14 protein-coding genes and 1 riboswitch are annotated in these 14,491 nt (G+C 72.9%); of the genes, 2 read left to right on the top strand and 12 right to left on the bottom strand.

What is annotated here, in order from left to right; genetic code table 11:
- Positions 1-175 precede the first annotated feature (175 nt).
- The 6 genes from AC07DW_RS30715 to AC07DW_RS30690 all read right to left on the bottom strand — a co-directional run bounded on the left by AC07DW_RS30715 (position 176) and on the right by AC07DW_RS30690 (position 5,732).
- Positions 176-748: a GAF domain-containing protein gene (locus AC07DW_RS30715; protein WP_433111880.1), complete on the bottom strand. Its 573-nt coding sequence runs from the start codon at positions 746-748 to the stop codon at positions 176-178.
- Positions 745-1,395 carry a GTP-binding protein gene (locus tag AC07DW_RS30710; RefSeq protein WP_478860948.1) on the bottom strand — a complete coding sequence of 217 codons (651 nt, stop codon included), beginning with the start codon at positions 1,393-1,395 and terminating at the stop codon, positions 745-747. The genes AC07DW_RS30715 and AC07DW_RS30710 overlap by 4 nt, the downstream gene beginning before the upstream one ends.
- A complete protein-coding gene (locus AC07DW_RS30705) occupies positions 1,373-1,744 on the bottom strand; it encodes a DUF742 domain-containing protein (protein ID WP_433111886.1) in 372 nt (123 codons plus the stop codon). Before AC07DW_RS30705 ends, AC07DW_RS30710 begins: the two co-directional genes overlap by 23 nt.
- 3 nt (positions 1,745-1,747) lie before the next feature.
- Positions 1,748-2,182 carry a roadblock/LC7 domain-containing protein gene (locus AC07DW_RS30700; protein ID WP_478860947.1) on the bottom strand — a complete coding sequence of 145 codons (435 nt, stop codon included), beginning with the start codon at positions 2,180-2,182 and terminating at the stop codon, positions 1,748-1,750.
- 5 nt (positions 2,183-2,187) lie between these two features.
- Entirely contained in the window at positions 2,188-3,987 is a 1,800-nt protein-coding gene (locus AC07DW_RS30695; protein WP_478860946.1) for a sensor histidine kinase, read from the bottom strand.
- Between the two features lie 548 nt (positions 3,988-4,535).
- Positions 4,536-5,732 carry an MBL fold metallo-hydrolase gene (locus AC07DW_RS30690; protein ID WP_478860945.1) on the bottom strand — a complete coding sequence of 399 codons (1,197 nt, stop codon included), beginning with the start codon at positions 5,730-5,732 and terminating at the stop codon, positions 4,536-4,538.
- A 239-nt stretch (positions 5,733-5,971) separates the two neighbouring features.
- Here AC07DW_RS30690 and AC07DW_RS30685 point away from each other — a divergent pair, with 239 nt between their 5' ends.
- Positions 5,972-6,652 carry a TetR/AcrR family transcriptional regulator gene (locus AC07DW_RS30685; protein WP_478860944.1) on the top strand — a complete coding sequence of 227 codons (681 nt, stop codon included), beginning with the start codon at positions 5,972-5,974 and terminating at the stop codon, positions 6,650-6,652.
- A 24-nt stretch (positions 6,653-6,676) separates the two neighbouring features.
- Here AC07DW_RS30685 and AC07DW_RS30680 read toward each other — a convergent pair whose 3' ends face one another.
- Both AC07DW_RS30680 and AC07DW_RS30675 read right to left on the bottom strand, forming a co-directional pair.
- Complete coding sequence (locus AC07DW_RS30680) at positions 6,677-7,471, bottom strand: SGNH/GDSL hydrolase family protein (RefSeq protein WP_478860943.1); 795 nt, start codon at positions 7,469-7,471, stop codon at positions 6,677-6,679.
- A 159-nt stretch (positions 7,472-7,630) separates the two neighbouring features.
- The gene (locus tag AC07DW_RS30675; RefSeq protein WP_478860942.1) at positions 7,631-8,527 is read right to left on the bottom strand and encodes a M23 family metallopeptidase; all 897 of its coding nucleotides are present in this window, start codon (positions 8,525-8,527) and stop codon (positions 7,631-7,633) included.
- Positions 8,528-8,529: 2 nt separating this feature from the next.
- Positions 8,530-8,690: riboswitch (cyclic di-AMP (ydaO/yuaA leader) on the bottom strand.
- Positions 8,691-9,409: 719 nt separating this feature from the next.
- On the opposite strand from AC07DW_RS30675, the gene AC07DW_RS30670 reads away from it, so the two are divergent.
- Positions 9,410-10,222: a tyrosine-protein phosphatase gene (locus AC07DW_RS30670; RefSeq protein ID WP_478860941.1), complete on the top strand. Its 813-nt coding sequence runs from the start codon at positions 9,410-9,412 to the stop codon at positions 10,220-10,222.
- A gap of 47 nt (positions 10,223-10,269) precedes the next feature.
- On the opposite strand, the gene AC07DW_RS30665 is transcribed toward AC07DW_RS30670, so the two are convergent.
- The 4 genes from AC07DW_RS30665 to dxs are packed head-to-tail and all read right to left on the bottom strand — an operon-like array spanning position 10,270 to position 14,380.
- A complete protein-coding gene (locus tag AC07DW_RS30665; RefSeq protein WP_478860940.1) occupies positions 10,270-10,386 on the bottom strand; it encodes a DUF6126 family protein in 117 nt (38 codons plus the stop codon).
- 19 nt (positions 10,387-10,405) lie between these two features.
- Positions 10,406-11,056: an XRE family transcriptional regulator gene (locus AC07DW_RS30660; RefSeq protein WP_478860939.1), complete on the bottom strand. Its 651-nt coding sequence runs from the start codon at positions 11,054-11,056 to the stop codon at positions 10,406-10,408.
- A 40-nt stretch (positions 11,057-11,096) separates the two neighbouring features.
- Positions 11,097-12,500, bottom strand: a complete 1,404-nt coding sequence (locus AC07DW_RS30655) for an aspartate aminotransferase family protein (RefSeq protein ID WP_478860938.1) — start codon at positions 12,498-12,500, stop codon at positions 11,097-11,099.
- Positions 12,497-14,380: a 1-deoxy-D-xylulose-5-phosphate synthase gene (dxs, locus tag AC07DW_RS30650; RefSeq protein ID WP_478860937.1), complete on the bottom strand. Its 1,884-nt coding sequence runs from the start codon at positions 14,378-14,380 to the stop codon at positions 12,497-12,499. The genes AC07DW_RS30655 and dxs overlap by 4 nt, the downstream gene beginning before the upstream one ends.
- Positions 14,381-14,491 lie beyond the last annotated feature (111 nt).

Below are 14,491 nucleotides of genomic sequence, written 5' to 3'. Positions count from 1 at the left end.
CATCCTCCGACAACACCAGCTCGGCCATCGGCCGCCCCATCTTCGCCATGGAGACAGCTTACTAATCCAACGAATTCCCGGCGCAGGACACTAGCGGGCCGCGGGTGCGCGTGACGCCTTCCGGAGGCCCTGCGCGCCCCCGGAAGGCGTCAGGCGGTCCGTGGCGCGGGGCGCGTCAGAGACGGCCGTCCTCACGGCGGTGGATCTGCTCCACCAGCTCGGCGGCCAGCGACTTGATGGTCTCCAGCCCCGGTCGTCCCCACGGCCGCGGTTCGGTGTCGACCACGCAGATCGTGCCGAGGGCCGTGCCGGTACGGTCGATGAGGGGTGCTCCCAGGTAGGAGCGGATGCCGATCTCGTCGACGACCGGGTTCCCGGCGAACCGCGGGTAGTCGCAGACGTCCTCCAGGACCAGCGCCTTGCGCCGGACCACCACGTGCGGGCAGTAGCCGTGGTCGCGCGCCATGTACCGGCTGACGCCTCCGCTCGCGGCGGCCGTGGCGCTGAGCCGCTCGGCCGAGTGGGTGCCGTTCGGGGTGTGCAGGCCGGCGAAGAACTGCTGGTTCTCGTCGATGAAGTTGACCATCGAGTACGGCGCGCCGGTCACCTTGGCGAGCCTCTCGGCGAACGCGTCGAAGTCGGGGTCCGGGTGCTCCCCGATGCCGAGCTGCCGCAGCCGCCGCACGCGCAGCGGGGCCTCCCGGTCGACGGGGGTGAGCAGCAGGTGGCCGGTCGGGTCATAGGTCATGTCGGTGCTCCGTGGCTCGGCGCCGGGGCCGGGGCCGGGTAGGTGTCCAGCAGGTGCTGGACAAGGGTGACCAGGGTCTGGATCCCGGAGCTGGCGATCCGGGCGTCGCACAGGACGACCGGCACCTCCGGCTTGAGGTCGATCGCCGCCCGTACCTCTTCCGGCTCGTAGTGGTAGGAGCCGTCGAACTGGTTGACGGCGACCAGGAAGCGGATACCGCGCCGCTCGAAGAAGTCCACCGCCGAGAAGGACGCCTGGAGGCGCCGGGTGTCGGCGAGGATCACCGCTCCGAGGGCGCCCTCGGACAGTTCGTCCCACATGAACCAGAAGCGTTCCTGGCCGGGCGTGCCGAAGAGGTAGAGCACGTGCCGGTCGTCGAGGCCGATGCGGCCGAAGTCCATGGCGACGGTGGTGGTGGTCTTGTGCTCCACGCCGTCGAGGCTGTCGGTCCCGGCGCTCACCGTGGTGAGCAGTTCCTCCGTGCTCAGTGGTTCGATCTCGCTGACCGCCCCGACGAAGGTCGTCTTGCCGACCCCGAAGCCGCCCGCGATGAGGATCTTCAGGGCGGTGGGGAAGGCGTCCTGGTCCACAGGCCGATCCAGGGGTCGGTCCACAGGTCGGTCCTCAGAGCCGTCGTCGTAGGCCATCGAGCACTGCCTCCAGCAAGGAACGGTCGGTGGGGGTGTCGTGGAAGCGGGGCGCCCGCGCGGTCAGCGCCCCGCAGTCCACGAGGTCCGAGAGCAGCACCTTGGTGACCACGGCGGGCAGCCGTAAGTGCGCCGCGACTTCGGCCACCGAGGTCGGCCCGTCGCACAGCCCCAGGGCCAGGGCGTGCTCGGGGCCGAGGTGCGTCTGTGGCACCGTCCCGGTGGCCATCACCAGCGAGAGCAGGTCCAGCGCCGCCGTCGGCCGGGTCCGGCCGCCGCTCACCGTGTACGGGCGGACCAGCCGGCCGGCCGCGTCGTCGAGCCACGGCCCGTCCTGTCGGCGTGCCACGGGTCAGCGTCCCGGGCCGCCCTGCGCCGCCGCCGCTTGTCTGGCCGGCGTGACCAGATAGGGCCGGACGCTCTTGACCAGCATCGTCATCTCGTACCCGAGGACCGCGGCATCCGTCTCCCGGCCGGCGAGTACGGCCAGACACGTGCCGGACCCGGCGGTGGAGACGAACAGGAGGGTGGTGTCGAGTTCGACGACGACCTGGCGGACTTCGCCGTCGTCGCCGAAGCGGCTGCCGGCGCTGCGGCCCAGGGAGTACAGCCCGGACGCCAGGGCCGCCATGTGGTCGGCGCTGTCGGGGTCGAGCCCGTGCACCGATTTCACCAGGCCGTCCGAGGAGAGCAGAACCGCGCTGCGGGTGTACGGCACCCGCTGGACCAGGCCGCCGAGCAGCCAGTCGAGATCCGAGGAATGGCCGGTCGGCACATCGCTCGCCATTGCATCTACTCCTTGTGCGCTTCGTCGTGTCGGTGCGGTTCGTCGTGTCGGTGCGCTTCCGGGTGTCCGGGAGGTTGTGCGTCCCGGGACGCCGTGGGCATGGACTCGGCCAGGCCGATGCCACGCCGGAAGGCCGCCATCAGGCCCGGGTCGTGCACCGCGTCGTCGTCGTTCCTGCGCGGGGCGGGCGCGTCCCGCAGCTGCGGGACCAGGTGCTCCTGCGCCCGGCGCCTGGGCAGTTGGGGGCGGTCCGGGTCTCCGGGCGGCGCCGCCGCGGGGTTCGGCCGCCCGGGCCGCTCACCGCGTACGGGCAGGGGCGCGCTGCCGCCGTTCTGGTGGGGGATGGTCGGCGGGGCGGTGGCCGCGTGGACCGGCTTGCGGTGCACCGGCTCGGGGGTCGTGACCTCGCCGGGCAGGTGCGGCGGGGGAACGGCGTGGCGTCCCGCCCCATGTGCCCGCTCGGGTGCCGGCCGGGGTGCTTGTTCGGGTGCCGGCCCGGGTGTTTCCCGGTGGGCCGGCGCCTGCCCCGCCTGGAGCGCGGCCTGCCGTTCGGCCGGCGAGAGCCCGTCGGGGTCGGCGCCGAGCAGGCCCTGGGGAAGGACCAGTACGGCCTGGACGCCGCCGTAGATGTTGGACTGGAGGCGTACGGCGATGCCGTGCCTGCGGGCGAGCGCCGACACGACGAACAGCCCGATACGGCCGTCCTGGAGCAGGTGCGCCACGTTGACCTGGTCGGGGTCGGTGAGCAGGGCGTTCATCTTGTGCTGCTCGGGGACCGACATCCCCAGGCCCCGGTCCTCCACCTCGACGGCGAGCCCGGCCGTCACGTACTGCGCCCGCAGCATCACCGGGGTGTGCGGCGCGGAGAACAACGTGGCGTTCTCGACCAGTTCGGCGAGGAGGTGGATGACGTCGGCCACGGCGTGGCCGCGCAGGGTGCCGTCGATCGGCGGCACCAGCTTCACCCTGGGGTAGTGCTCGACCTCCGCGATGGCGGAGCGGAGCACCTCCGTCATGGTGACCGGGTTGGACCACTGGCGGCGCGAGATGGCCCCGCCGAGGACGGCGAGGTTCTCGGCGTGCCGGCGGATGCGGGTGGCCAGGTGGTCGATGTGGAACAGGCCCTTGAGCAGTTCCGGGTCCTCCACCTCGTTCTCCAGCTCGTCGAGGAGCTGGATCTCGCGGTGGACCAGGGACTGCAGGCGCCGGGCGAGGTTGACGAAGACCTCGACCTTCTGTTCGTTGCCGACGCTGCTGGACAGCCGGGACGCCTGCACGACGGTCGTCACGGCGACCTCGTGGGCCCGCGTCAGCTCCTGCGTCAGCTGGTCGAACTCGTCGCCTCCCGCGGGCGGCAGCGGCGCGCCCTGACGGGCGGGCGGCCGTTCCCCGCGGCGCAGTTGCTCGACCAGGGCACGCAGTTCGTTCTGGCCGTGCGCGCTGCGCCGCCGCAGGGCGTCGCAGCGCTCCCGTACGGCCGTGGCCGCGCGGTTGGCGCCCAGCAGGGCCGCGGCGACGGCGGCCACGGCGAGCGCCGCGGACGCGGTGAGCGCGGCCCACAGGGCGGGGGACGGGGTGGCTCCGGTGGAGCGGATCGTGAAGAGCACGGCCGCCGCCCCGCCGAGGGCCACCACGACGGGCGGCAGCACGGCGACGCGCTGGAGTTGGGGGCGTATGCGGATTTCCGGCGAGGAGGAGGAAGAGCGTGACCTGCCGGTGTGGGACAGGGAACGGGCGCCTGGCCGGCCGTGCCGCCCGCCCTCACGGCGGTCCGGCCGCGCGGCGGGTGCGCGAAGTTGAGACATCAGCGTCCTTGGTACGTGGGGCCCCAGGAACAGGAATCGGCGTACTGAACGGGCGTTCGGACTCGATGTCGCGGCGGGGGCGCCCTGCGCCACATGAGCCCGCCGTCGACCACCGGCAACACACAGTAGTCGTCATGACGTACTGAGCGATGCTCAGTTGACAAACTTGCCCGCCAGGCGTCCCGCTCTGGTATGAGGGCCCGTACGGCCGCCCGATAACGTGACGGCGACTCCGGCGCGGGTATGCCGCGTCCTCGGGCGCGGCCGGCCAAGCCCCCGCCGCCTCTCGGGGCGAACGGCCGCGTCACGCGGCGGACAGAGGCGCCCCGGGCCCGGCCGCGCCCGGCGCCGTGCCGTCCGTCGAGCACGCTCCGGGCGCACCACCGGAAGCCCGGCACCGGCGACGCGAACCCGAGGGCCCCCGGCCCCGCCGCCCGTACGGGCACCGCCTCCGGCCGGGTACCGACGGCGCGAGCGCCGGGCCCGCCGGCGGGCTTCCCGGTGCGAGCGCCGCTCGTGCGGGGCGGGGTGTCAGGGTCCCGGCCGGGTCACCGCTCGCCGGCGAGGTCCAGGTCGCCCCGGAGGCCGGGGGCGGGCCCGGCGGCCTCGGGGCGGCGCCACGGGCGTGCGATCGGCGCCGAGACCGCCCGCCACCAGGGGCCGCCCGGGACGCTCCCGGCGGGTTCGAAGGGCTGCCCCGGCACGGGGAGCGCCACCGTCTGCCCGGCCTCCCCGGCGACGTCCCTGGTCCACTCACCCGGCTCCGCCCACGCGTGCGGGGCCAGGTTGAAGGTGCCCCAGTGGATCGGCAGCAGCACGCCGCGCGGCTCGGAGCCCTGGAGGTCGAGGTGGGCCCGCAGACCTTCGGCCGGTGTCATGTGGATGTCGGGCCAGTACGCGCTGTACGCCCCTATCTGGATCATGGTCGCGTCGAACGGGCCGTGCTCGGCGCCGATGTCGCGGAAGCCCTCGAAGTAGCCCGTGTCGCCGCTGTGGAAGACCCGGTGCTCGGGGCCCGCGACGGCCCAGGAGGCCCACAGGGTGTGCTGCTGGTTGCGCAGGCCCCGGCCGCAGAAGTGGCGGGCCGGGGTGGCGGTCAGCCGCAGGTCGCCGATCCGCGTCGACTCGTTCCAGTCCAGCTCCCGGAGCCGGGACGCCGGCACGCCCCAGTGTTCCAGGTGCGCGCCGACGCCGAGCGGTACGGCGAAGAGGGTGTCCGTGGCGGCCAGGGCGCGGATGGTCGGGAGGTCGAGGTGGTCGTAGTGGTCGTGGGAGATGACGACGACGTCGACCGGTCCGAGCGCGGCGAGCGACAGCGGGACGGGGTGGAGCCGCTTGGGTCCGGCGAAGGAGAAGGGGGAGCAGCGCTCGCCCCAGACCGGGTCGAAGAGCACGCGGTGGCCGTCGATCTCCACCAGCACGCTGGAGTGCCCGATCCAGGTGAGCCGCAGTCCGGAGACCGGCGGGCGCGCGAGGTCGGCGACGATGGTGGGGTGTACGGGGATGGGGCCGGACGGGGCCCGCCGCGCCCGGGACTCCTTCTCGAAATAGGTTTTCGCGAACTCCACCGAGGAGCCGGACGGTCTGTGCTCGGTCCCCACCGGGTTGCGGAACACCCCGTCGGCGAAGTTCGGGGAGCGGCGGATCCGCTCCATCCGCTCTCCGGTGGCATCCGCGCCGAAGCCGGCGGGCCGCAGTGTACGCAGGTGGGATCGGAGCTGGTGCGGTACGCCGGTGCGGTTCACGGGTCCTCCAGGGGTGAGGGTCCCTCCATTATGGGCGGGGGGTGTGACAGCGCCGGACCGGGGCCGTCACAACGGACCTCCGGCACGGGGACGGCGCGGGGACGGCGCCGGACGGCGCCGGACGGCCCGGGAGACGGCACGGCGGTCGGCGCGGCGGTCGGTGCCGAGGGTGGCGCGGTGCGTGGCGGCCGCGTGCGCGACGGGTGCCCGGCGTCCGCCCGACGGCCTAGGGTGGCGGCGTGGGCAGAGTGCGGTTGAGCGTGGCCGAGCGGCGGGAGGAACTCCTGCGGGCCGCGGTCGAGCAGATCGAGGCGCGGGGCGTGGCGGCCGTGCGGATCGCCGATGTGGCGTCCGCCCTGGGGGTGAGCAACGCCCTGGTGCTGTACCACTTCTCGACCAAGGAGAGGCTCGTCGCGGCCGCCTTCGCGCACGCCGCCGAGGGCGACCTCGCGCACCTGCGGCGGCTGCTCGGTCGCCGGACGACGGCGGTCCGCCGGCTGCGGGCGGCCGTGCACTGGTACGCCCCGACGGGCCGGGCCAAGGGATGGCGCCTGTGGATCGAGGGCTGGGCGGCGGCCCTGCGCGAGCCCGCGCTGCGGGAGGTCGCCCAGGACCTCGACCGGCAGTGGAAGGCGGCGCTGACCGATGTCATCGCGGAGGGGACGGCGGCGGGCGAGTTCCGCTGCGAGGACCCGGCCGCGGCGGCCTGGCGGCTGACGGCGTTCCTGGACGGCCTGGCGGTCCAGATGACCGCGTACGCGGCGCCCTTCAGCCGCGCCGCCATGCTGGCCTGGGCGGACGAGGCCCTCGCCCGGGAGATCGGCCTCGCCGATCGCCCGCCAGGCCCGGACACCCCCGCCGGCCCTGGAACGCCCGGCGGCCAGGACACCCCCGCCGGCCCTGGAACGCCCGGCGCCTGAACGCCCGGTCGCCGGCCCCCGTCCCTACAGCGGCAGCAGGTCCGGGCGTTTGGCCGAGACGTGGTCGCCGGAGGACTCGCCGCGCAGCCGGCGGCCGATCCACGGGACGAGGTACTCGCGGGCCCAGTTGATGTCGTCGCGGCGCACTTCGAGGGTGCCGCGCGGCGGCAGCGGCGGCCAGGGCTGGTCGGGGTCGGCGGGGACGTCGACGCCGAGGACCTGCCCGGCCCGGAGCGCGACGCGCGTGTGGCCCTCGGGCGACAGGTGCAGCCGGTCGCCGTCCCAGGCCCGCATGTCCTGCACGGTCCTCAGGGACCACAGGTCCAGCACCGGGCAGCCGTAGCGGTCGGCGACCGCGCGTACGTGTCCGTTGTACGTGGCGATCTTGCCGCGCAGCCGGCGGAGCACGGGCATGGCCCGGGTGTCGAACCCGGTCGTCACCAGGACCGTGCCGACGACGGACGTCAGGTCGGCCACGGCGCGCTCGAAGCGCTCGGCCACGTCGTCCGGGTCGCTGCCCGGCCGGATGATGTCGTTGCCGCCCGCGCAGAAGGTCACCAGGTCGGGGGCGAGTTCCATGGCCCGCGGAACCTGCTCCTCCACGATCTGGTCGAGGAGGCGCCCGCGTACGGCGAGGTTGGCGTACCGGAACTGCTCGGGGTCCGGAAGCCGGTCGGCGAGCAGCACCGCGAGGCGGTCCGCCCAGCCGACGAATCTTCCGTCGGGGCCCGGGTCTCCGACGCCCTCGGTGAAACTGTCACCGATCGCCGCGTACGACCCGAATACGTCACTGTCTCTGAATGTCGAATCGTCTGCCACGGAAGCACATCCTTCACCCGGGGATGTGACCTACGCGACCGTAAGAGGAGTTGACGGGGGGTGATCTTTACCACCGGTCAAGTTTCCGCCAAGCCGGAATACGCCTCCGCCCGGCACCGGGGCACGGTGCCGGGCGGGAACGCTCACGCGCGTGGGGCGTCAGATGGAGACGCCGTGCTGACGGAGGTAGGCCAGCGGGTCGATGACCGAGCCGTAGCTGGGGCTCGTGCGGATCTCGAAGTGCAGGTGCGGACCGGTGGAGTTGCCGGTGGAGCCGGACAGGCCGATCTGCTGACCACCGCTCACGGTCTGGCCGGAGGAGACGGACAGCGAGGAGAGGTGGGCGTACTGCGAGTAGTTGCCGTCGGCGTGCTGGATGACGACCTCGTTGCCGTACGCGCCGCTCCAGCCGGCCGACACGACGGTGCCCGGTCCGACGGCCTTGACGGTGGTGCCGGAGGAGGCGGAGAAGTCGACGCCCGTGTGGTAGCCGGAGGACCAGCTGGAGCCGGAGGCCCGGTACGGGGTGGTGACGCCGGCGTCGACCGGGGCGGTGAAGCCCGAGCCGCTGGTCCGCGGGGCGGCCTGGGCCGGGGCCTCGGTCTTCGCGGCGGAGCGGGTGGCGCGGCTCTCCTCGCGGGTGTCGTCGGCCTTCGGAGCGGCCGGGGCGGCCTTCTTCGGGGCGGCCGTGGACTTGGCGCCGAGGGTGAGCTTCATGCCCGGGAGGATCAGCGAGGGGTCCTCGCCGATGACCTGGCGGTTGTCCTTGTAGAGCTTCTGCCAGCCGCCCTTGACGTTCTTGTTCTTGGCGATCTTGGAGAGGTAGTCACCCGCGACGACCGTGTACGTGCGCGGGGCGGCCTTCTTCGGGGCGGCCTCGGCGGCGGTGTGCGCGGCGGTGACGGCCTGCTGCGGAGCGGCGGCCGGGGCGGCGGCGTGCGCGCCGGTGGCACCGAGCAGCGGGAGGGCGATGGCGGCGCCACCCGTTCCGGCGGCGACGAGACCACGGGTGAGGGCGTGGGACTTGGGACGGCGGTGCTTACCCTTCGCGGGCATGATGAATTCCTCTCCGGCGCCTGCGAGGTGAGCTGTCGGGTTCGGACTGGAGTTGCCCGGCCGCGCCCTGGCGCGACTTCACCCCGAGCCGTCCCGGAATTCCGGGACGGCGACTTACCTGGGTCCCCCGCTCCTGCCACACGTGGGTGGGTGCGAATTCCGACCGGCGGCAGGATTCGGCGGTCCGGTCGGATTGCCGTGACCGTAAGCGAGCCGGGTCGGGGTGAACAAGCCGCCGCTTTCCCCTCACCATTCCCGGTGGCGTGACGACAGCCGAATTCCGGTCACCCTCCGTGGATTAGGGATCATGAATTCCCGTTCCGGGCGCGGAATTCACGACGCGCGTCCCGCCACGGACGGTCACGGTTATGACGCTGCTCACGTGACCCCATGCCACCTCCCGCACCCCGGGGGCAAGTTATCCCTAAACCACCAATACGGACAGATCCGTCAATCCTTGACGAGACACTACGATCGACCCCAATCCCTCCCCCTCTCACCACCGGAAGCCCACCCACCACGACCCCGGCGCGTCGCCGAGCAGAGGGCGGCAAAACGGGACGGAAGCTATAAATGCCATTCCTGCCCAGCCCTCGACGGCCTGCGCCTCACTAGGGACGAACTCGTCATGAACGGGCTGTACGTCTCACCGGCGAGGCCCGGTCACACAGCGGCCCGGCCGTCTCGTCCACCCCTCCCCCACGCCGTGCGGATCGCGGGCACGGCCCGCGCGCATCGACGGCCTCCGAACGGGCCCGACCAGGGGAAGGACAATGTATGTGCGAGGCGCACGGAGATTGATTGCCCGAGGAACCGATGTCGTATCGTCGGACCGCGACATCGTCGGCGGCCGACGCCGACCGCAGACACGGAGGAGCCCCCGTGACGCAGCAGCTGCCGCAGGTCCCGTCGATCGAGCCCGAGCTGACCGGAGTGCGCAACTTCCGTGACGTGGGTGGGCTTCCGACCGTGGACGGCCGGCGGGTGCGCCACGGCAGGCTGTACCGGAGCGGTCACCTCGCGCACGCGACGGGCGAGGACGCCGCCTTCCTCGCCGGCCTCGGCCTGCACACGATCTTCGACTTCCGCAACGCCGCCGACCAGAAGCTCGAGGGCCCGGACGTCGAGCTGCCCGGTGTGCGGAACGTGAACATCCCGCTCTCCGACCCGGCCGACGGCGCGGAGTTCTGGACCATGGTCCGCGACGGCGATCTCGACCAGCTGCGGGCGATCCTCGACGACGGCAAGGCGGCGGCCCGGATGACGGCCTCGTACCGCATGATCATCAAGGAGCGCACAGCCGAGCACAGCCGGGTGCTGCACGCCCTGGCGGAGGACAGCGTCCCCGCGCTGATGCACTGCGCGGCCGGCAAGGACCGGGCGGGCCTGTCCATAGCGGTGTCCCTGCTGGCGGTCGGCGTCGAACGGGAGGCGATCGAGGAGGACTACCTCAAGTCCAACGATCCGCGCCGCCGCTACAAGGTGCGCCGCAGCGACAGCTCCCCCGCCGGTATGTCACCCGAGGTCATGGAGCTGCTCAACCCGCTCTTCGAGGCGCGCGTCGAGTACCTGTCGGCGGCGTTCTCGACGATCGAGGAGACCTGGGGCTCGACCGAGCGCTACCTGACCGAGGGGCTGGGGCTCAGCCCCGAGACGCGCGAGCGGCTGCGCGAGCGCCTGCTCGACCAGAGCTGAGCCCCGGCTCGACGCGGACCGGCTTCGGAACCGGCCCGCCCCCGTCCCTACTCGGCCCCGAGCGCGAACAGCAGGTAGAGGAAGGCCGCGAAGAGGTGGCCCGCGACCAGGTAGGCGAACAGCCGGACGACGAGTCCCCGGGGGAACTTCCCTTCATGGGACATGCGATCTCTCCGATCCGGGTCAGCGGCGGTGGGCGCCCGCGCCGAGGCACAGGTCGGCCGTGGCGCTCTGCATGAGGGTGTGGACGAACAGCAGCTCCGCCCCGCCGCGGGTGGCCGCGGCGATACGGTGCGGGGTCAGCGAGTCGAAGTGCGCGCTGTCCCCGGGGTCGAGGACGTGGACGGCCTCCCCGAGGGCCAGGCGCACCCGCCCGTCGAGGACGTACAGCCACTCCTCGCCCGGGTGGACGCGCACCAGGTCGCTCCGCGTGGCGTACGGCACCTGGACGCGCAGCGCCTGCATCGCCCGCCCGGGGCCGCCGGCCTGGCGGTAGACCCAGCCGTCCGCCTCGGCGGGCTCGGCCAGGCCACCGCGCACGACGGGGTCGCGCTCCTGGGGCGCCTCGCCCAGCAGCTCGGAGACGGTCGTACCGTAGATGCGGGCCAGACCGAGCAGCATGGGCAGCGAGGGCTGGCGGCGACCGGTCTCCAGCCGCGACAGGTGGGCCGGGGAGAGCCCGGCGCGCTGTGCGGCGGCCTCCAGAGTGAGTCCGCGGCGCCGCCGCAGCGCGCGCAGCCGCGGCGCGACGTCCGGCAGGGCCACGGAGGACGCGCCGTCGGGCTCCGGGCCTTCGGGCCCGGGGCCGGACGGCGCGTCGGCTGGGGTGCTCATGCGGCCATTGCGCCACTTTCTTTCCTCAGGGGCAAGTTTCTTACCCCGGAGGCAAATCTCGGCGGCCGGCGACCGCCTGCTTCACCAGGGTCCGGCCGAAGTCCCAGATCAGGCCGCCGCCGCTGTGCGCCTCGTCCATGACTGCGGTGAACGCCCCCACGAACCGGTCCACCTCCCGCCCGCCGATGATCAGCGGCGGGATCAGCTTGATGACCTCCAGGCGGTCGCCCGAGACCTGGGTGAGGATGCGGTGCCGCTGGAGCAGCGGTGCCACGACCATCTGCGCGAAGAGGCCCTTGCGGGCCGCCTGGAGCATCGTCCACCGGCCACGCAGGCCCAGGGACGAGGGACGGCCGAACTCGATGCCGATCATCAGGCCCCGGCCCCGCACCTCGTACAGCATCTCGTAGCGGTCGACGAGCGCGGCGAGCCGTGACTTCAGCAGCTCACCCGTGGTTTGGGCGTTCGCCACCACGTCCTCGTCCTCCAGCGCCGAGAGGACGGCCAGCCCGGCCGCCATGGCCTGCGCGTTCCCGCCGAAGCTGGCGGAGTGGACCAGCACCCGGTCCATCGCCGAGTACACCTTCTTGAAGATCCAGTCCTTCCCGAGGGTGGCCCCGACCGGCACGTAGCCGCCCGACAGTGCCTTGGCGACGCACACCAGGTCGGGCTCGACGCCGTCCTCGTGCTGGTAGGCGTAGAAGGTGCCGGTCCGGCCGAGGCCGGTCTGGACCTCGTCGGCGATCAGCAGCGCCTTGTGCTTGTGGAGCAGTTCCTGGGCGGCGCGCAGAAACCCGGGCGGGGCCTCGTGGACGCCCTTGCCCTGGATCGGCTCGACGATGAGGGCGGCCACGTCGCCCCGCTTGAGCTCCCGCTCCAGCGCCGGCAGGTCGCCCAGCCCGATCGCGGTGTCGGGCAGCAGCGGGGCGAAACCGTCGCGGAAGCAGCTCTCCCCGTTGACCGAGAGGGAGCCGGTGGTCAGCCCGTGGAAGGCGTGCGAGCAGTACACGACGCGCGGCTTGCCGGTGGCGTACCGGGCGAACTTCAGCGCGGTCTCGACCGCCTCCGTGCCGCTGTTGCAGAAGAACACCCGGTCCAGGTGAGGCGAGTACGTCAGCAGCTTCTCGGCGAGCAGTCCGGGAAGGGGCGGGCAGTCGAAGCGGGTGAGGTCGGCGAGCTCGGCGTCGAGGACGTCGTGGAGCGCCTTGCGCACGACGGGGTGGTGCCGGCCCAGGCCCATGACGCCGAAGCCGGCGAGCATGTCGAGGTAGTCGTTGCCCTCGGCGTCCCGGAAGTAGGCCCCTTCGGCGCTCTCGTAGACCTTGTCGAAGCCGATCGTGCGGAGCATCCGCGGCAGTTGCGGGTTGAGGTGGCGGGCGTGCAGCTCGTAGCCCTCGCCGCCACGGTCGGCGAGCAGTGCCGCGAGATCGAACTTCTTGCTCATACGTCGCTCTCCTCGCGTGCCAGCGCTGCGCTGATCCGTCCCGCGATCTCCACCGGGGTGAGCCCGATGTCGGCCAGCACCTCGCCCCGCTTGGCGTGCGCCAGGAACTGCTCCGGGACGCCGAAGGTCCGCAGTGGTACGTCGGTCCCGGCGTCCCGCAGAGCCTGCCCGACCGCCCAGCCGACGCCGCCGTTGCGGCTGTTGTCCTCGACGACGGCGACGAGGCGGTGGGCACCGGCCAGCGGGGCGAGCCGCTCGTCGACGGGCTTGACCCAGCGCGGGTCGACGACGGTGCAGCCGATGCCGCGCTCCACGAGCAGACCGGCCGCCCCGAGACAGACGGGTGCCATGACGCCGACGGCGACCAGCAGCACCTCGGGGCTGCCGTCCGTCCGGTGCAGGACGTCCATGCCGCCGATCCGCCCGACGGCCGGTACGCGGGGCCCCACCGACTCCTTGGGGAAGCGCAGCACGGTCGGCGCGTCCCGCACGTCGACCGCCTCGCGGAGCTGGGCGCGCAGCTGGTCGGCGTCGCGGGGCGCGGCGATCCGCAGGCCGGGGACGGCCTGGAGGAGGGAGAGGTCCCACACGCCGTTGTGGGAGGGGCCGTCCACGCCGGTGACGCCCGCCCGGTCGAGGACGAAGGTGACGCCGCACCGGTGCAGGGCCACGTCCATCAGCACCTGGTCGAAGGCGCGGTTGAGGAACGTGGCGTAGACGGCGACCACCGGGTGGAGGCCGCCGGCCGCGAGCCCGGCCGCGCAGACGGCGGCGTGCTGCTCGGCGATGCCGACGTCCCACACCCGGTCGGGGAACCGCTCGGCGAACTTCGTCAGCCCGACCGGGTGCAGCATGGCGGCGGTGAGGGCGACGACGTCCGGGCGCTCGGCGCCGAGCTGGGCCATCGCGTCGCCGAACACGGACGTCCAGGACGGGCCGGCCGAGGGCGCGAGGGGCGCGCAGGTCAGCGGGTCCATGGCGCCGACCGCGTGGAACCGGTCGGCCTCGTCCTCCAGGGCGGGCCCGTAGCCGCGGCCCTTCTGGGTCAGGCAGTGGACGAGAACCGGCCCGTGGAAACGTTTCGCGCGGCGCAGGGCCGCCTCGACGGCCGGGATGTCGTGGCCGTCGATCGGGCCGACGTACTTCAGCCCGAGGTCCTCGAACATGCCCTGGGGCGCGATGAGGTCCTTGAAGCCCTTCTTGGCGCCGTGGAGCGATCCGTACAGCGGCGGTCCGATGACGGGCGTGTGCTGGAGGACCTCCTTGCCCCAGGCGAGGAATCGCTCGTAGCCGTCGGTGGTGCGGAGCGTGGAGAGGTGACCGGCGAGGCCGCCGATCGTGGGCGCGTAGGAGCGCTCGTTGTCGTTGACGACGACGATCAGGGGGCGGTCCTTCGCCGCGGCGATGTTGTTGAGGGCCTCCCACGCCATGCCGCCGGTGAGGGCGCCGTCGCCGGTGACGGCGACCACGTGCTCGTCGCCGCCGCGCAGGTCGCGGGCCTTGGCCAGGCCGTCGGCCCAGCCCAGGACGGTGGAGGCGTGGGAGTTCTCGATGACGTCGTGCTCGGACTCCTCGCGCGACGGGTAGCCGGAGAGGCCGCCCTTGCCGCGGAGCTTGGAGAAGTCCTGCCGGCCGGTGAGCAGTTTGTGGACGTAGCTCTGGTGACCGGTGTCCCACAGGATGCGGTCGGCGGGTGAGTCGAAGACCCGGTGCAGGGCGATGGTGAGTTCCACGACCCCGAGGTTGGGACCGAGGTGGCCCCCGGTCCGGGCGACGGCGTGGACCAGGAACTGCCGGATTTCGTCGGCCAGTTCGTCGAGCTGTGCGCTGTCGAGCGACGTGAGGTCGCGCGGCCCCCGGATGGTTTCGAGAATCGTCACGCTCGGGCCCCTCTCTGCTGCGGTCAGCTGACGGTGACGGCGGGTTCCCCGGACATCACGCCGTCCTTCTCCATCTGCTCGGCGATCTTCATCGCCTCCTCGATCAGCGTC

This window comes from Streptomyces sp. NPDC045701, assembly GCF_056432045.1.
Note: the sequence above shows the minus strand (reverse complement) of the source record. Positions and strands in the feature narration are given on the sequence as shown.